Source organism: Flavobacterium kingsejongi (genome assembly GCF_003076475.1).
In the GTDB taxonomy this organism is placed as follows: Bacteria; Bacteroidota; Bacteroidia; order Flavobacteriales; family Flavobacteriaceae; genus Flavobacterium; species Flavobacterium kingsejongi.
The window spans coordinates 565165-583732 of the sequence record NZ_CP020919.1; the positions used below are offsets into that span (position 1 = coordinate 565165).

The 18568-nt window shown below is 43.7% G+C and carries 16 protein-coding genes and 1 tRNA gene; 6 read left to right on the forward strand and 11 right to left on the reverse strand.

Annotated elements, in window-relative coordinates:
* Window positions 1-4 precede the first annotated feature (4 nt).
* From FK004_RS02505 to FK004_RS02525, 5 genes are all read right to left on the reverse strand, one after another.
* Complete coding sequence (locus FK004_RS02505; RefSeq protein ID WP_108735824.1) at window positions 5-640, reverse strand: class I SAM-dependent methyltransferase; 636 nt, start codon at window positions 638-640, stop codon at window positions 5-7.
* Window positions 637-3063: a heavy metal translocating P-type ATPase gene (locus tag FK004_RS02510; RefSeq protein WP_108735825.1), complete on the reverse strand. Its 2427-nt coding sequence runs from the start codon at window positions 3061-3063 to the stop codon at window positions 637-639. The genes FK004_RS02505 and FK004_RS02510 overlap by 4 nt, the downstream gene beginning before the upstream one ends.
* Window positions 3064-3194: 131 nt before the next feature.
* The gene (locus FK004_RS02515) at window positions 3195-4175 is read right to left on the reverse strand and encodes a hypothetical protein (RefSeq protein WP_108735826.1); all 981 of its coding nucleotides are present in this window, start codon (window positions 4173-4175) and stop codon (window positions 3195-3197) included.
* Window positions 4176-4211: 36 nt separating this feature from the next.
* The gene (locus FK004_RS02520) at window positions 4212-4937 is read right to left on the reverse strand and encodes a LytR/AlgR family response regulator transcription factor (RefSeq protein ID WP_108735827.1); all 726 of its coding nucleotides are present in this window, start codon (window positions 4935-4937) and stop codon (window positions 4212-4214) included.
* Window positions 4934-6007 (reverse strand): sensor histidine kinase, encoded by a 1074-nt coding sequence (locus tag FK004_RS02525; protein WP_108735828.1) that lies wholly within the window; start codon window positions 6005-6007, stop codon window positions 4934-4936. The genes FK004_RS02520 and FK004_RS02525 overlap by 4 nt, the downstream gene beginning before the upstream one ends.
* Before the next feature lie 269 nt (window positions 6008-6276).
* On the opposite strand from FK004_RS02525, the gene FK004_RS02530 reads away from it, so the two are divergent.
* The gene (locus FK004_RS02530) at window positions 6277-6960 is read left to right on the forward strand and encodes a hypothetical protein (RefSeq protein ID WP_108735829.1); all 684 of its coding nucleotides are present in this window, start codon (window positions 6277-6279) and stop codon (window positions 6958-6960) included.
* Window positions 6961-7015: 55 nt separating this feature from the next.
* Here FK004_RS02530 and FK004_RS02535 read toward each other — a convergent pair whose 3' ends face one another.
* Entirely contained in the window at window positions 7016-8287 is a 1272-nt protein-coding gene (locus FK004_RS02535; protein WP_108738731.1) for an MFS transporter, read from the reverse strand.
* Between the two features lie 445 nt (window positions 8288-8732).
* Between FK004_RS02535 and FK004_RS02540 the strand changes: the two genes are divergently transcribed.
* From FK004_RS02540 to FK004_RS02550, 3 genes are all read left to right on the forward strand, one after another.
* Window positions 8733-10241: an FMN-binding glutamate synthase family protein gene (locus FK004_RS02540; protein ID WP_108735830.1), complete on the forward strand. Its 1509-nt coding sequence runs from the start codon at window positions 8733-8735 to the stop codon at window positions 10239-10241.
* A gap of 42 nt (window positions 10242-10283) precedes the next feature.
* The gene (locus FK004_RS02545) at window positions 10284-11174 is read left to right on the forward strand and encodes a LysR family transcriptional regulator (protein ID WP_108735831.1); all 891 of its coding nucleotides are present in this window, start codon (window positions 10284-10286) and stop codon (window positions 11172-11174) included.
* Window positions 11175-11250: 76 nt separating this feature from the next.
* On the forward strand, window positions 11251-12219 hold the full coding sequence (locus FK004_RS02550) for a YeiH family protein (RefSeq protein ID WP_108735832.1): 969 nt from the start codon (window positions 11251-11253) through the stop codon (window positions 12217-12219).
* A gap of 2 nt (window positions 12220-12221) precedes the next feature.
* Here FK004_RS02550 and FK004_RS02555 read toward each other — a convergent pair whose 3' ends face one another.
* The 4 genes from FK004_RS02555 to FK004_RS02570 form a co-directional block, all read right to left on the reverse strand.
* Window positions 12222-13022, reverse strand: coding sequence for an SDR family NAD(P)-dependent oxidoreductase (locus tag FK004_RS02555; RefSeq protein ID WP_108735833.1), 801 nt, complete (start codon window positions 13020-13022; stop codon window positions 12222-12224).
* 64 nt (window positions 13023-13086) lie between these two features.
* A complete protein-coding gene (locus tag FK004_RS02560) occupies window positions 13087-13662 on the reverse strand; it encodes a Crp/Fnr family transcriptional regulator (protein WP_108735834.1) in 576 nt (191 codons plus the stop codon).
* Window positions 13663-13743: 81 nt separating this feature from the next.
* The gene (locus FK004_RS02565; protein WP_108735835.1) at window positions 13744-14937 is read right to left on the reverse strand and encodes a winged helix-turn-helix domain-containing protein; all 1194 of its coding nucleotides are present in this window, start codon (window positions 14935-14937) and stop codon (window positions 13744-13746) included.
* Between the two features lie 160 nt (window positions 14938-15097).
* Window positions 15098-15171 (reverse strand) — tRNA-Ala (locus FK004_RS02570).
* Between the two features lie 91 nt (window positions 15172-15262).
* On the opposite strand from FK004_RS02570, the gene FK004_RS02575 reads away from it, so the two are divergent.
* Together FK004_RS02575 and FK004_RS02580 are read left to right on the forward strand one after the other, a co-directional pair.
* The gene (locus FK004_RS02575) at window positions 15263-16030 is read left to right on the forward strand and encodes an enoyl-CoA hydratase/isomerase family protein (RefSeq protein WP_108735836.1); all 768 of its coding nucleotides are present in this window, start codon (window positions 15263-15265) and stop codon (window positions 16028-16030) included.
* Window positions 16031-16127: 97 nt separating this feature from the next.
* Window positions 16128-16580: a 6-pyruvoyl trahydropterin synthase family protein gene (locus tag FK004_RS02580; RefSeq protein ID WP_108735837.1), complete on the forward strand. Its 453-nt coding sequence runs from the start codon at window positions 16128-16130 to the stop codon at window positions 16578-16580.
* Between the two features lie 114 nt (window positions 16581-16694).
* On the opposite strand, the gene FK004_RS02585 is transcribed toward FK004_RS02580, so the two are convergent.
* On the reverse strand, window positions 16695-18566 hold the full coding sequence (locus FK004_RS02585; protein ID WP_108735838.1) for an OmpA family protein: 1872 nt from the start codon (window positions 18564-18566) through the stop codon (window positions 16695-16697).
* Window positions 18567-18568 lie beyond the last annotated feature (2 nt).

Consider the following 18568-nt stretch of genomic DNA (forward strand, 5'->3'; position numbering starts at 1 on the left):
AATTTTATTTATAAGCGATAATAATACAATAATTCTTCGTTTTCATATCCTGGAGGATACTCGGGCTGACCTCAGTACCCTGGTAGGTATCCCGAATTTTAAAACCGGCGGTTGTTAGCAATCCGCACAGTTCTTCGGTTGAATAGAGTTGGAATCCGTAAGCGACAAATGGTAAAGACGCCATGAATTCCCTATCCCGGAATGCCAGCACAAGCTCTCCTGTGCCCTTCAATACCCGGTAGATTTCCTGTAACAACTGTGTCGGGTCTTCCCAAAAATACACGGTATTCACCGAAAAAACAACTCCAAGGCTTCCGGAGTCCATCGGGATATCTTTGCCGTTGTACCAATCGAACTGCCGCCCAGTAGTGTTTAACTGTCGCGCTTCCTGGTACATGGTCGTGGAAATTTCAAGCCCGTGGTAATCCGCATTCGGGTACATTTCGGAAAGTGACCCCACATGTGCCCCATTCCCATACCCTAATTCTAAAACTGATTTGCCATCGGCATCCAATACTTTCAGGGTTTCCCGGATCATGTGCCCATTGGTTTCCTGCATCTGCTGTCCGGTTCCTATGCCGTCCTGCCCTGAGGGACAGGAAAGCTGTCGTGCTATGGTTTCATAATCGTTTTTTTTCATAGTTTTTTCCTTTTCAGCAGCAGGCTATTGGCCACCACACTCACGGAGCTCAGTGCCATTGCAGCCCCGGCATACATCGGATCCAGTAAAAATCCGTTAATCGGGTACAATAATCCGGCAGCAATCGGGATCCCAATCAGATTGTAGATGAAGGCCCAAAACAGGTTTTGACGAATGGTTGCTACTGTTAGTCGGGACAACTGAATAGCCTGTGGTATTTTGGTCAGGTCAGACGAAATAATGGTCATTTTGGCCACATCCATCGCGATATCACTGCCTTTGCCCATTGCAATACTCACATCGGCCTGTGCCAGTGCGTTGCTATCGTTGATTCCGTCTCCAGCCATCGCCACAATCTTACCTTGTCTCTGTAGTTTTTTTATAAAATCGGCTTTTTCTGCAGGTAGCACATTGCCTCTGTATTCATCGATTCCGAGGTTATCGGAAACGGCTTTCGCGGTTTGTTCGTTATCACCCGTCAGCATGTATACCCGGATACCTTCTTCGTGGAATTTGGTAATTGCGGCTTTTGATGTTGGCTTGATCCTGTCGGCTAATGCGATACCTGCAAGAAGCGTGGCAGCACTACTGAACAACACGACAGTCTGGGCTTCATCCAGGCGGGCCTCCATCCATTGCTGTGCTTCCGGAGGAACCGGGATATTCCGTTTGGCGGTAAGCCCGGGATTCCCGATACTGTAGGTAATACCCTGAAACGTCCCTTCAATTCCTTCACCAACTTTGTTCTCGATAGCAAGCTGATCTAAAAAACGGGCGTCGGATTTAAGGTATTCTATAACGGCGTCAGCCAGTGGATGTTCTGATGATTTTTCTATACTGTATAATATGTCCTGCAGGGTTTCGGTTTTATCGGTAAACCATCGAATTGCGGTTACAGCCGGTTTGCCTTCGGTGATGGTACCGGTTTTATCCAGTATTACAGCATTGACTTTTTTAGCCGTTTCGAGGCTTTCGGCATCCTTGATTAATATTCCATTCTCGGCCCCTTTCCCTACGCCCACCATAATTGCGGTTGGGGTAGCCAGCCCTAAAGCACAGGGACAGGCAATGACTAATACGGTTACGAAGGCAATCAAGCCCTGGCTGAATCCGTTGGGGCCACCTAAAAATACCCAAAGGAGGAAACTCAGCACTGCAATTCCCATAACCACCGGTACAAAAACGCCTGCGATCTTATCCACCAGCTTTTGAACGGGTGCTTTACTACCCTGGGCATCCTGAACCATCTTGATGATCTGGGCGAGTACGGTATCGCCTCCTACTTTTTGGGCTTCAAACTGGAAACTGCCCTTTTGGTTGATGGTTCCTGCGAATACCGGTTCGCCTACTGTCTTTGCCACAGCCACAGGTTCGCCACTGATCATGCTTTCGTCTACATAACTGCTTCCGGAAGTTACTTTACCATCTACCGCAATACGTTCTCCGGGTTTTACCAATATAATGGCTCCGGGCTGTATGGTCGCGATGGCCATTTCCATCTGGTACCCTCCTTCGTGTACCACCGTTACAAACTTGGGCTGTAATCCCATCAGTTTTTTAATGGCGGAAGAGGTATTGCCTTTGGCTTTTTCTTCCAGTAATTTGCCTAAAAGGATAAAAGCAATGACTACCCCGGCAGCTTCAAAATACACATGCGGATGGATGCCCAGCCTGTGCCAGAATTCCGGAAAAAGGGTATTGAATACACTAAAGATGTAAGCTGTACCGGTGCTGATGGCGACTAAAGTATCCATATTGGCGGACCGGTGTTTCGCCTGCTTCCAGGCACCAACAAAAAATTGCTGCCCATAATACAAGACCATCGGTGTGGCTAATGCCCACATGATATAATTGGCATAGGGCATGCTCATAAAAAACATCCCAATTGTGACCAAAGGAATGGATAACAGCACGGCACCAATCACTTTACGCTGTAAGGCTTTTTGCTGATTGTTTCGAATATCTTCCAGGGATTCCCGGGCTTCGTCACCTTCATCAATGATCAGGTCATAGCCGGATGCCTGCACGGCCGCTTTTAGCGCCTGGCTATCGGTAATAGTAGGAATGAATTCTATTTTGGCAGCATTGTTCGCATAGTTAACGGCTACGGCTACGACACCCGGAATCTGTTTCAGGGTACCTTCGACACTGCCGGCGCAGGAAGCGCAGGAAAGATTGGTCACCGCATAGTTTTTCTTCACCGTGGTGACGCCATACCCCAGGTCACGAATTGCGGCAACGGCTTCCGATAGGGTCTGAGCCGGAAGATCTGCAGTTACCACGGCGCGCTTGTTGTTGAGTTCCACGGTATGGGATGTAATCTTTGGGATTTTGCCCAGGCCATGATCTACAATCATCGCACAGTGCTCACTGTCTACCGCTTCTAAAGGAATGTTATAGGTATTTTTGACTGATTTGTCCATAATTTGTTGGCTTGTGCCGGAACAGGAAAAAAGTCCTGGCTACTTCGATAACAAATTTCGGGATTAATCTACCGGAACTATTATAAAATTCCGGATAATATTTATATATAAATTGTAAGACAACCTGTTCCCTATTTAAAAGGATTAAAGGAAACACCTACCGAAAAGTACCCCGTACCATCCTGGGTTGTGTTGTAAATATAATCGTTGGTGGATTTGCCCCTTTCGGTCAGCCGGGAATTGAAAACATTGGCTATCCCCCCTTTAAAAGTAGCAATAACCGATTTGTGGAGTTTATGCTCATAGGTGATTCCGGAACGCAGTTCCAACTGCCGGAAATCGTAGACACGAGCCAGTCCGGGTTGGTTCAGCGCCACATAAAACCCTTCGCTCCCGAGCTCGGTCCCGAGTGACAGCCTACCATTTTCGAAAACCGGCCGTTTGAACAATAGCCGTTGCGGCAGTATAAAATCAAAGGTCCAGGGTGAATTTTCAAACCGGTGTTCCAGCGTAAATACAGGTAATACCGGAACTACCGAAGCGGGATCGAGCAGTCCTATGACCCCGGCCGTCATCGTAGTCCGTTCTGTTTTTTTCAGTACCAGGGTGGCGGCAAAAAGCCCTTTTAGCCGTTGTACATCTTTTTCGGTACCATCTGCTATAACTGAAAAATTATAAATGAAAGGCTTTTTGAACAATCGCGCAAAATAGGTAAAACTCACAGCAGCCGACAAGTAATGGAAATCCATAGTCTTACTGTAGACCGGAATGGAAGCATCCTGCCTGTTGGACACATCGGCCAGTTCAAACGATTCGTATTTGTAATTGAAGGAAGAAGTAAGTGTCCAGCGGGGCTTTCGCAAAAAAGGGATATTGGCGGCCACCCGCAGCTTCATCCGGTTTTGGATTTCACCCGATTCATAGTCGCGCCCGAAAAGCTTAGCATCATAATCACTGGGAAGGTATTGCTGGTACTGCACGTCAAAAACCCGGGCGACGGCAAATTTATCCGCTATTTCTTTCCGGACTTCTTTCTTTACTGCAGTTTCATCCTGTGCGTTCGCTGCAAAGGATAGGAATACGGTAGAAAATACAACGAATTGCTTTCTCATTAGGGTGCTTTATTTAATAGGGTTGGGTGGATACATTTATAGTTTACCGGATAAGCTGTCACCAAGGTATAAATCCATAAAGTTCTTACGGTAAATGTCTCCTATCGGAATCTCGGCATTATTCAGGTAGATTGTATGATTATCAAACGACAGGATATGGTTCATATTGACCACATAGGACTTGCTGACCCTTACAAATATGGTTTGGGGCAATTGGTGGTAAATGGTTTTCAGGTTCATGGCCGTGATGATCTTATTGTCATTCACATACATCACCACATAGTCTTTTAGCCCTTCGATATACAGGATATCTTTAAAGAATATTTTGTAGAATTTACGCTCGGCTTTGATCAGCATAAAATCGGACGCGACACTTTCAAGGCTACTTTTGGCATTGGTCTGTAGCAACAGTTGCTGGTAGTTTAATGCTTTGTTGATCGCCTTTTCAAAACGTTCTTTCAGGATGGGTTTTACTAAATAGTCAATGGCATCGACTTCATAACTTTTCAGAGCATACTGGGAATAGGCTGTTGTAAAAATAATGAGCGTATCTCCTGCAATCGTCTGTGCAAATTCGAGCCCGTTGACGCCGGGCATCTGAATGTCCAGGAAGATCAGGTCCACCTGATTTTCTGCCAGGAATTCGCGGGCTTTTTTTACTCCATTGAAACAGCCGACCACGCGGAGTTCGGGAAAATCATTCACCAGCAATAACATGCCTTCGCGTGCCAGAGGCTCATCGTCTATAATAATACAATTCATAACGGTAAGGTTAAATGGATGGTATATAAGGTATCGGAATCCACGATTCCCAGTTGGAAACTATTGCCATACAGCAATTCGAGCCGTCGTTTGATATTCACCAGCCCCAATCCGGACTTTTCGGAAACGAGCATTTCTTCAGGTTTGGTATTGATGCACCGGAATACAACTTCCTTCGCGTCAATCTTAAATTCCACGGTTACCTTTGATGGATGTTCGGCATCGAAACTGTGTTTTATCGCATTCTCTATAAAGGTCGTAAAGAGGTTTGGCGGCAGTATCAGGCGGGACAATATATCCTTGCTTCCGGACTCATTCACCATGTTTATTTCATGTTCAAACCCGTCACGGCGGATGGTTTCCAGATCCATAAAATCTTTCAGGAACTGGATCTCAGCAGCCAACAGTACCGCATGCTGGTTATTATCATACAATTGGTAGCGCAGGAAATCGGATAATTTCAATATAACCAGGGAAGCTTTTTCGGGATCCCTTTTAACCAATACATTGACATTATTCAGCATATTGAACAAAAAATGGGGATTGATCTGGTTTTTAAGTTCTTTGAGTTCCATTTGCAAAGAATTCTTTTCCAGTTCATTAATCCGGATATTATCCACCGACCAGCGCTGGAACAACTTGATGGAAGTAGATGCGAATACGATTAATGTCAGCAGATTGGTCACACTGAGCAGCTCCCGGAACAGGCTTGAAAACCGCTTGACTTCTTTGGTAATCCTGTAAGCTTCAAAATAATGTTCGCGCACCGCTTTCAGGGCCAGGTAACTGAGCCCAATCATCACTACCAGGCTGAACAGGTAGGTGAAATATTTTTCCCGGAACAACAGCTTAGGGACAAGCAGGTACATATTCACATATACTATAATCAGGACATAGGCAATCCACATCAGTTTATGGTAATAATGGTACTCCCCAAAATATTCTTTGGGTTCCCGGGAGTCATAGAAGGTCGCCATAATATAGGCAAAGATCAGCAAGTGCCTGAATATCCTGTATTTTGGTTCTATCAGAAACTGGATAAACCAGTTATTATAACAAATATCTTTCAAACGTTTTTATTTTGCAGTATGGATCTAAAGTACGAAATACGTGAAATAGCGGCTACCTAAGAATTAAATTATACAAAACCCGTAGTAATTTATACCAAAAGTCCTGTCGCTACCCAAACGAGCTACTGCTCGGACTATCTAAAAAAAGCAACAGCAACAGTTGCACTACTCCTGAACTCTAAAAAAACGCTTTTGGTATAAAATACATCCGCTTTTGTATAAAAAACGAGAATACAGTTGTACTCCTACTTACTTTTGAAATAAAAATCATGGTAGTAGCGGAAACAATAGAAGACCAAATTGATATGATCGAAAACTCCGGTCTTTCAGTGAGCGACCAGTATAAAAAAATAAGCGAACTCACCGATCGCTGGAAATTCACTACCTGTTATCCTTCGGATGCGACACACCCTGATTATTCGGAGGCTGTAGAAATCCAGTTTTCAGACCTTGACCTGCAGGAAGGCAAAAACGAATTGAAAATGCTGTTCCGGGATATTGAAAAGGAACTGGATCTGGAACAACGGAATGGATTCTACAATATCAAATTTAAAAAACACAACCGCAATTTTACTCCCGAAGCTATCAATGCTTTAAAACAAGAAATTCTCTCCGGTATCCGAGGGAAGATTATGGTATATCATTATATCCGGCAGATCCAGAAAATTGAAAATGATACCGTCCAGCTGCACACCAACGATTGGTTTTATATTAAAACCTGCAGTAAAAACAATATCCTGGGCTCGCTTCAGAAAAATGCTTCCGGGAATACGAACGGCAAGAAACAATGGTTCGTCATGGTATTGAGTGCCATCCAAAGCCAGTGCAGCCATTTTACCTTTGCGCCTTCTGTATTTACGACTGCCTATGCATCGGGATTCGATAAAATATTTCTTTTTGACTTCTATAAAGGCGAAGTCCTTGAACTCAAAACCGAACCGGTTTACTCTTAACCTAAAAACCCCGGATAATGTCCGGGGGTTTTGTTTTATAAGGCAATTCTATCGTTTACATTTCTATCGGATGCGGAATCGTTTCCGCAGCTGCAGTACCCGCCTGTTTACGTTTTGCCATCTTATTGACACGGTAGATAAAATAAATACTGAGTAAAGAGAATGCTGCCACTACATATCCTACTGTATCATAATGCCCGATCGGGCTCGTTTTTGTTTCCTGTACGATGATCATCCCAGCTGCTGCAGCTGCAATTCCACCTGCAATTTGCTGTAAAGAAGCATTGATACTCATAAAAGCACCACGGTCTTCAGGATCCGGAATTGCACTCGTGAGCGCCATTGACGGAATCATACGGCTCAGAATACCCCCCATCATCAGGACATTAAAGATCAGGATGATCCAGAATGGGGTTGCGGATAAATTGGTATAGGCTATTACAATGATCACAGTCCAGATTGTTGCCAGTGTAAAAATCCTGAATTTACTGAACCTGTCACTCAAACGTCCCACAAAAGGCATCAGTACCAGGGAACTGATTCCGGATACCATAAATAGTAATGGCAATTCCTCGGGAGTGATGTGCAGGTTATTGACTGCAAAAACACTTCCAAAAGGCATCATCATGAATCCACCCACTGCCAATACTGCTGTTGCTGCAAATCCAACTGTATAACTGCCTTTCGTCAATGTGTGCCACAGGTGTTTGAAAGCCGACTTATCGTGTTGTAAACCGAGGTGCTTGTTGATGGGCTGCAGTATGGTAAAAATCAGCACTGCAATCCCAATGGCCATAATGGCAATCATGACAAAAGGCGCTTCCCATCCCCAGGCATTTGCAACATACAAACCTATTGGAATTCCCAATACCTGGCTGGCACCAAAACCCATCTGTACAAAGCCCATGACACGTCCGCGTTGCTGTAAAGCAAAAAGGTCGGTAACGATAGCCATCGAAATAGACCCGATAACACCACCAAATAAACCGGTGATAATACGGGCTGCAACCAAAGCCTCGTATGACGTGGCCATACTGCATAAAAAGGTACCGATAATAAATCCGGTATAAAAGAAAAGCAGTAATTTCTTGCGATCAAAACGATCGGCAAATCCTGCGGTGAGCAGTCCTGAAATCCCGGCACTAAAGGCATAAGCCGAAACGGCAATACCAAAAGAAGAAGGTTTCATGCTCAGGGATTTTATAAGCATATCGCCCAACGGTGACATGACCATAAAATCAAGCACAACGGTAAATTGTGTCATGGCTAAAATAAAAATAACCAATTTTTGATACCCTGTAAAAGGTATGACTTCGTGAGTTTTCATAAAATTGTTTTTAATCCAGAGCATGGGTGCCCTGTATATCCTGTAATTTCCGATTTTAAAACTAAGGCCAAATGCTAGTGGCCTCCGGTTGTTGGTAAGTGGAACCTGCAAAAGTAGTGCAGTGCTTATATACTATAGAAATATGCTTATCGTCTGTGATACGATTCAGAAGTTGCAACAATAGTAGCTAAGCTACTTTCCTTTAAATTACCATAGGTTTACATTTTTTGAGGATGCAAATATATTAAGATTTTAATCGCCTGCAAGATTTAGCCTGAAAATAATTACGCAACAAATTCCTCTATTCTCCTGGTAGTAAACTCATAGAAATTATGAGGAAAGCAATATATAGAACGATTATACATTACGCTAATCTGATCCTCCAATGCCCATCGAAACTATTTAAATTAGTATTTTAGTAGGATCTAAACTAAAAAGCAGCATCATGAGAAAACAGTTTTTCATTTTCGGGATTACTTTTCTTTTACTCTCCATAATCATCACTTACCATTATAAGTACAGCATTTTTTTCCCGTTGACCGTATTTGCACTTATACTATTGGGAATTGCCAATAGCTTCCAGCACAAACATGCGATATTGAGGAACTTTCCCCTTTTAGGATATTTCCGGTATCTGTTTGAGTTTATCGCACCCGAAATACAACAATATTTTATCGAGCGTTCCACCGATGGGAAGCCTTTTTCCAGAAACCAACGTTCCTTAGTCTATCAAAGGGCCAAAAACATCGATGCGACAACCCCTTTTGGTACCCAACTGAACCTGAACCATGCCGATTATGAAGGGATCAAACATTCTATTTATCCAGCCCCTGTCAATGAGGAGCTGCCGCGTGTTATTGTGGGAGGCCCGGATTGCCGGCAACCCTACTCTGCTTCCCTGCTGAATATTTCTGCCATGAGTTTTGGCTCCCTCAGTGAGAATGCAATTGTAGCCCTTAATAAAGGGGCGGCGAAAGGGAACTTTTACCACAATACGGGTGAAGGCGGACTCACCGACTTCCACTTACAGGGTGGTGATGTGACGTGGCAAATTGGAACCGGTTACTTTGGCTGCCGCGATGACCATGGAAATTTCAGTGCTGAGAAATTTGCGGTTAAGTCCAATAATCCCCTGGTAAAAATGATCGAGATCAAATTATCACAGGGTGCCAAACCGGGACATGGTGGTGTGTTGCCCGCTGCTAAAAACACGGAACAGATTGCCCGCATCCGCGATGTAAAACCTTTTACCACGATATTATCGCCTCCGGGACATTCGGTATTTTCAGATGCGAAAGGCCTGATCCAATTTGTGGCTCAACTCCGGGAATTATCCAATGGAAAACCAATCGGATTCAAATTGTGTATTGGCCATACGGAAGAATTTGAAACCATCTGCCAGGAAATGATCCATCAAAACTGCTATCCCGACTTTATTACTGTCGATGGTGCCGAAGGGGGTACGGGTGCTGCGCCATTAGAATTTTCGGATGGTGTAGGTATGCCGTTAGAACCGGCGTTAATTTTTGTCAATAAAACCCTGGTTCGTTTTGATATCCGCAGTAAAATCAGGCTGATCTGCAGTGGGAAAATCATTTCCGGTTATTCTGTCTTAAAAGCTGTAGCCCTGGGCGCCGATATGTGCAACAGTGCCCGTGGTTTTATGTTTTCACTGGGCTGTATCCAGGCGTTGCGCTGCAATAACAACCAATGCCCTACCGGCGTGGCCACACAAGACAAAATGCTCATGAAAGGATTGGTCGTTACTGATAAATCCGAACGCGTGTACCACTTCCATAAAAATACGCTGCATTCTGCTAATGAGTTATTGGCTGCAGCCGGTAAGAAAAGTTTTAGCGAGGCCGATATCAATATTTTCATGCGTGGTGATGAATTCAAGAAACTATCCGATCTCTATTTCCCGGATATTCTGGGTAACGCACTAAAGGAATAACTTCCGGAAAATCGTATCCGTATTTATTAGTACCTTCGCTGTATGTTTGATTTTCGATTAGAAGTTTTCCGCACCGTAGCCCGACGCCTTAATTTCACTAAAGCGGCGGAGGAACTTTACATTAGCCAACCTGCTGTATCCAAGCACATCCAGGAAATTGAAAATCATTTTAAAAGCAAGCTTTTCGAACGCAATGGTACCAAAATCAAACTGACTGCCGCCGGAAAACTCCTCTTGCAGCATACAGATGAATTATTCGCCATCCACCGTGAGATCGATTTCGAAATGAACCGCCTGATCCAACAACAAAGCGGGAAACTGCGTATTGGTGCGAGTACCACTATTGCCCAATATGTATTACCTCAGGTATTGGCTGCATTCCATCAGAAATTTCCGGATGTCAAAGTGATTCTCTCCATCAACAATACGGAACAGATCGAGAAAGCCTTACTCAACAAAAAAATAGACATCGGGATTATCGAAGGCCATTCCCGGAACCCGCTTCTGAAATATAGCGAATTCATAAAGGATGAAATTGTGCTCGTAGGCAAAATGCACAACCGCTGGTATGGCAAGACGCTATTGCCGAAAGAACTGCCCGGAATTCCGCTCTTACTTCGGGAACCTGGCTCCGGGACGCTGGAAGTTATTGCGCATGCCCTGAAAAAATTTGACATCAAAATTTCGAGCCTCAATAATGAGATGGAACTGGGCAGTACCGAAAGCATGAAACTTTACCTGCTGCATTCGGATTGTTTTGCTTTTCTGTCGATTCATTCTGTTGCCAAAGAACTGCGCAATAAAGAATACAGTGTGGTAGATGTGGAAGGACTGTCTATCGAACGGTATTTTTACTTTATACAAGCCCAGGGACAGTCGGGATCATTGCCGGAATTATTTATGAAGTTTTGCCTCCATCATAACTTTAAGTAATCGGGCATTACAAAATGCTATTTCTTTAGTGTGGGATAATTGAAGTCCTTTGTCGTCCCTTAAACGGCTTATTTCAATGGAATCCACTACGAACACCAATCAGAACGGCACACAAAAACTCAACCTTACGACCCGGAAAATTATTTTTTTTATTGCCCTGGTGGCATGCCTTTTTCCTTTTGTCTCCCCTCCTATTGCATTGGTTATTGGATTGGTTATTGCGCAGTTTGTAGGGCATCCATATGCCCACCTGAACAATAAAGTCACACAATTGTTACTGAAAGTATCGGTTGTCGGCCTTGGGTTTGGCATGAATGCCGACAGCGCCCTAAAGGCGGGTAAAGAAGGATTACTCTTTACCGTAGCGTCAATTTTTGGCACACTGATCCTCGGGTACCTTATGGGCAAACTCTTAAAAATAGACCCTAAAACTTCCTATCTTGTTTCCGCCGGAACCGCAATATGTGGTGGTAGTGCCATTGCAGCAGTATCTCCGGTAATTAAAGCAGAAGAAAAACAAATTTCAGTAGCGTTGGGGATTGTGTTTATACTCAACTCTATTGCGTTGCTTATTTTTCCAGCTATCGGCCATGCCTTAGCCCTATCCCAAAACCAGTTTGGCCTGTGGTGCGCTATTGCCATACACGATACGAGTTCGGTAGTGGGAGCCGCCAGCAAATATGGCGAACAGGCACTGGAAGTTGCCACTACGGTAAAATTAGCCCGGGCGTTATGGATTATTCCAGTAGCGTTCCTGTCTACATTTCTATTTAAGAATAAAGAAACAAAAATTAAAATCCCTTATTTCATTGGGTTGTTTGTTTTAGCCATGCTCGCGAATACGTATTTCCCTTTTGTACAGGACTTCAGTCCCTACATCACCCGTATTGCTAAAACAGGACTTACGGTAACTCTATTCCTGATCGGATGCGGACTATCCCGCAAAGTAATACAGTCCGTTGGTTTTCGCCCACTCGTTCAGGGTATTGTACTTTGGGTTGTTATTTCTGTCAGTGCCCTTTTGGCGATTACTTCCCTGGCGTAAAATCAGGATATTAATTTTGGTTTTACCTTTTTGCCCATCATCGTCGCTACAATTTTAATCATTGTTTTTCGGGGTAATGCCCGCGGCAATAAAGACTGAAGGTAATTTCCTCTTCCGATGATCTTGTTATTTTGACCTTCCAGAAATGCCTTTACTCCGGCTTTCGCTACTTTTTCGGGTGTATCAGAAGGCATCCCGGCAGTATCGGCTTTGGCAACAGCCTGAAAACCTGTAGTTGTATTCCCCGGACATACCGCGGTAACTGTAACGCCCCGATGAGAGTATTCTCCATAAAGCGCTTCTGAAAAAGATAATACAAAAGCTTTACTGGCACAGTATACTGCAACATAAGGACAAGGCTGTAAGGCTCCGGTAGAAGCAATATTAATAATACCACCCGATTTGTTTTCCAGCATTTCTGGAATGAACAACTGGGTAAGCCTGACCAGTGCATTGATATTCAATTCCAACATCGCCTCATAATCTGCCGCTGTCTCCTCCAAAAAGTGGGTCCACATACCGATCCCGGCATTATTGACCAATACTGCTACTGAAAGTCCAGCTTTCTTAATTTGCCCATACAGTTGTTCCGGTGTTTCTTTTTGTGCTAAATCACCCGTAAATACGGTCACGGTAACTCCATATTGGTTTCGTAGCTTTACTGCTAATGCTTCTAATTTGTCTGTGCTTCGGGCAGTTAGTATGAGATTGCTGCCCCTTTGGGCAAATTCATGTGCGAAGGCAGCTCCAATTCCTGAAGAGGCTCCGGTGATCAGGACATTTTTTCCTTTGTAATTTTTCATCGTAATTGCTATTAGTTTACGATGCAAAGTTCTGCTCTGCCAGCTACAATCTACTGAACAAATGTTACGAAATTATAGCTCTGCGAATACGGCTCAATGATTGGGGAGCGATACCAATATAAGAAGAAATGTAGTGCAGTGGTACGTGATGCAGGATTTCAGGATATTCGTGGAGTAATTTACGATAACGCTGTTCGGCATTCAGTGCGAGCATATCCTTCGTTCGCTGCTCATTATAATTCAGGGATTTTTCATACATCATCCTGCTGAATTCATCCCATTTTGGAATACTTCCCGATAGGAGTGCCAACTTATCCTTTGTGATGCGCAACACCTCGCACTCGGTAATACAGGAAACAACATCCGAAGCGGGGCTTCCCGAAATAAAACTGGTGAATGAGGTGATAAATCCTGGTGGGCAGTTGATATGGGTTGTAATTTCTTCACCGTCCTGCTCATAAAAAACCCGGATAAATCCGGAATTGATAAAATACAAGTACTGTGCTACTGCAGGTGCTTGTTCTAAAATCTCGTTTTTTTTATAGTGCACCGGCTCGAAATAAGTTTGGACCAAGTCAATGGCAGCTGCATCAAAAACGACATGCTTCGAAATGAGCAATAGTAATTTATCGTGTACCATAATCAGGGCTTTTTAATACTACAAATTTACACCAATACAACAGCTATTGGTTCAATAGCCTATAGTAATTTCGGTGCATACTTATTCCGAAAAACTATCGCTAATTTTTTTCAGGCAGATTTCATTATTCGATTTCCTGAAGGTGATTTCGCGACACTGGTTAAATTCCATAAATTTCTCTAAGGAATGAATCAGCTTTTCCATAATGACCTCGTCGATTGCAACGGGTTCAAAATGGATGTTATGCACTATCAGCACTTTCTGCTTGCGATCGGCTTTGGCATCCATTCGTGCGATAAAGGTTTCCCCGGCCAGTATCGGTAATGAGAAATAACCATACTGCCGTTTGGCTGCGGGCACGAAACATTCGATCTGGTAATCAAAATTGAAAAAGTCTTTTAAGCGGTAGCGAAAGACATTGAGGATATCAAAAGGAGATAATATAAAAACATCGTTGGATAGTGGCGTATTGTTTTCCTGACCTGGCAGCATATAGAATGGCCCTTTCAGCCCCTCGACATTTACGGTTTGTACTTCACCAGCCTGAGCCATTTGTTCCAATTTCTTCTTAATCGTATTACCTTTCACATTGCGGCCACGCCATGCCATTTCTTTTACGGAGGCAATGCCAAGAGCCCCTAAGGTACGGCAGATCACAAAGTGGGCATATTCTTCAGCTGTCGGAACCGTTAAATCGGTTTCTGGCGGTACTATATTGCGCGGCAAATCGTAAATTTTCAGGAAGGATTTGGTACGGCTTATCATCAGGTCTCCGTCAAGGTACAGCCGTTCCAGTGCAACCTTTGCTGGGCGCCAATCCCACCAGCCGGAACTGATTTCCAGGCGGTCATTATCAAAATCTGTAACCATGAGCGGCCCTTCCCGTTCCACCCGGTTCAGGATTTGCTGCATGAGATGGATTTCCGGTTTGGTAAGTGGTTTGCGTTGCGTTTTAAAAGCTGCCTTTACAGGCAGGGAAAACCGGAAATCAATCATAGGAAGGTAGCCTGCATCAGACTGAAAGTATTCAAAGATCCGTCCACTTTCACCGAGTTCCGCTAACCATTCGGTTTTATAGTTGGGAATTCGTGCTGCCATTACCTGGTGGTGGGCACGCTCTACGACATAATTCGTATCCAGCTGCACAAACCCCAAATGACTGATTACCCGATATACAGCTTCAATTCCTTTACCGAACTGTGCTTTTCTGGCCAGCCCGACGGCCTCAAGGATAATTTTTCGTGCTTGTGATTTAGTAAGGGTTATTGGTTCCATTGCGTAAAAATAATCAATATTTTTATTCGTAAAAAGGTACTATTGCCCTGAAGGAATAAATCGAAGGTTCGTGAATGTTGATCGTGATCAAAACGGACTACTTGTGGATAAAAACAAAAATGACGTCCTTGAAAAACAAGGACGTCATTTGCAAATTATGTGGAGAAGATGGGGCTCGAACCCACGACCTCTTGGCTGCCAGCCAAACGCTCTAGCCAACTGAGCTACATCCCCATAATTATTTGGCAAATATAGTATTTCAAATTATAATCACACTATTTTTTTAGAAAAAGTGTAATTTTATACCGAATAAACCTCCCTAAAAATGACAACAGACAGAACTGATGGTTCCCTATACACCAAAATACAGCAAAAAGTAGCCACCATAGAATTTGGCCACCCTGCCAGTAACTCTTTTCCGAGTGTACTTTTACAACGCCTGACCGATGAACTCAATACTCTGGGTAAAAACCCCGACATCAATGTGATCGTATTACGTAGTGAAGGCGAAGGTGCTTTTTGTGCCGGTGCTTCTTTTGACGAGCTAATCGCAATTACCAACCTTAAAGAGGGTGAAAAGTTTTTTTCCGGTTTTGCCAATGTGATTAATGCGATGCGAAAATGCCCGAAACTGATTGTGGGCCGTATCCACGGTAAAGCTGTCGGTGGTGGTGTTGGCCTTGCCGCTGCCTGCGACTATGCCATGGCCACTGTAGATAGTGCTGTAAAACTATCCGAATTTGTAATTGGTATCGGGCCGTTTGTAATTGCTAATGCTGTAGAACGCAAAATGGGTACAGCTGCCTTATCGGAAATGACCCTTGCAGCACACGAATGGAAAAACGCGTATTGGGCACAACAAAAAGGACTGTATGCAAAAGTCTTTGAAACCACTGCAGAGTTGGATAAAGAACTCGAAATCTTTACTTCCAAACTTGCCTCTTATAATCCGGAAGCTTTAGCCAGCATGAAAAAAGTGCTATGGGAAAATACAGATAACTGGGATAAATTGCTGGTTCAAAGAGCGGCAATATCCGGCAAACTGGTGCTTTCTGAATTTACTAAAAATGCATTAGCAGCTTTTAAAAAATAACAACGACCGTATATTTATCCTCCAAAGCCAATAAAACAGGTGAATAACCGTGATTCTAAACGAGAATACGTAAATTTGCGGCTTAATTGATACACTAATGAGCAAGATCAGGATTACCAAGCAATTTTCATTCGAAACAGGACATGCCCTTTATGGCTATGACGGAAAATGTAAAAACGTACACGGACACAGTTATAAACTTTCTGTAACCGTTATCGGTACGCCCATTACCCAACGTGACAATGTAAAATTCGGTATGGTAATCGATTTTGGGGATTTAAAGAAAATTGTAAAAGAAGAAATTGTAGATGTGTTTGATCATGCTACCGTTTTTAATGAAACAACACCTCATATTGAATTGGCCAATGAACTGAAATCAAGGGGCCATGATGTTATTCTGGTCAATTACCAGCCTACCAGCGAAAATATGGTAATTGATTTTGCCAAAAAAATAAAAAACCGCCTTCCCGACAGCATCAGCCTGTTTTCCCTGAGATTACAGGAAACCGAAACTTCTTTTGCGGAGTGGTTCCAAAGCGATAATTTGTAGAAAGCAAACCTTTCCACATTGAGATAATAAAAAAGAGCATCCTTTTCAGGATGCTCTTTTGGTATTTGGGATGTAATGTCCTGTAGTGTCTGTAGCAATGCTACAGACCTATCGTTATTTTACAATCAGGAATTCTGATCTTCGATTCAGCTTGTGCTGTTCCTCTGTACAGTTATCACCACAATCTACCTTAGGCTCACTCTCGCCAACTCCCTTACCGGAAATCCTGCCCTTAGCGATACCTTTCGATAAAATGTATTGTACCGTACTCTTAGCACGCCTGTCTGAAAGTTTTAAGTTGTACTCATCCGATCCACGGCTGTCCGTATGGCCTTTTACCAAAATCACCATCTCGGGCTTGGCCTTCATAGCCTCTACCAGTTTGTCCAATTCATAAGCTCCTTCTCTGGTGATGTTGCTCTTATCGAACTCAAATATGATATCATTAAGTACCACTTCCGTTTCCTTGATGATCTCCTCTATCGGGTTGATCGGTGCGTTTACTTTAAGCTCTCCGCCTTTGGTTTTCGCTACCGCAAATGTGCCATTCTCATACCCTGGTTTACTCACCTGGATCGTATACGCCTTATCACATTCTACGCGGTATTCTACACTTCCATCCGACTGGCTTGTTTCCGTACCCACCACACTCTTCTTCTCATCTAATATCGAAACTGTAGCTCCCGATAACGTCCTGCCTGTTTTGGAGTCTGTTACTGTGGCTAAAACTTCAACATCACAAATTGGAGTCGCTTTATAGATATCATCGTTACCTCCAACATTACTCGCGTAGAATCCTACATTCTGAGCTGTATTGAAGCTAAAACCGAAGTCATCCTTTTCACTGTTCACCGGTTTACCCATGTTCACTGCTTCCTTGCCTTTGGCAAGATCTATCGAGAAAACATCAAGGCCTCCGAAGCCCTGCCTGCCGTTAGAGGCAAAGTACAATACTCCGTTGTCCGCGATAAATGGGAAGCTTTCCTTAGCTTCCGTATTCACTTTCTTACCCAGGTTCTCCGGGGTACCAAAGCTGCCATCAGCCTTAATCTCTACTTTCCAGATGTCCGAATCCCCTAAGCTGCCCGGCATATCCGAAGCAAAGTACAACGTCTTGCCATCTTTACTAAGGCTTGGGTTACTCACTGAGTAGTCTTTGCTGTTAAATGGAAGTGGCGTGATGTTACCCCACTGGTCTCCACTGCGTGTCGCCTTGAAAAGGTTCACCTGGCTTGTGCGGGTATTGGCTTTCTTGTCTTTCTCATACAGCTTTTCTTTAAAGCTCTCACTCGAGAAATAAGCGGTCTTACCGTCTGCACTTACTGTTACAGGACCATCATGGTATTTACTGTTCAATGCACTCACTGGCTCTGCCTTGGAGAACGTACCGTCTTCGTTATACGTAGACTGGTAGATATCAAGGTAAGGCTGGTCATTCCATCCGTAGGTCTTACGGCTGGTATTGCGCGCACTGGTAAAGTACAGCGTCTTGTCAACCAATACAGGTCCGAAGTCCGAGTACTCACTATTGATCTCAATCCCTTTAACCGTGTACTGCTTCGTCTTTTTTAATAACGCAGGAAGGTAGTTCGGCTCGGCCTTAAAGGCAATAGCACGCTGGTCGTTGGGCACTAAGCTCGCAAAATGCTGCATCTGCTTGTTCGACTCTTCGTATTTGCCATTGGCTTTGAGCATCTGGGCATAACGGAAATATGTCTCCGCATCCTGAACTCCGGCTTTGATAGCCTGTCCATACCAACGTTCCGCTTCTGTGGTGCTGAATACATTGTAGTAGCTCTCTCCCAATTGTTTGTAAACATAAGCATCGCCTTTACCTTTCTCGGTTAGCTTAAGGTATTCACTCGCTGCATCAACATATTCAAATCGGTTGTACAGCTTATCGGCCTTGGCCGTGTCTTTGTTCTGTGCCGTTAAGGACATACTGCCCGCCAACACAAAACTTAGAGTAATATATAAATTCTTCATGA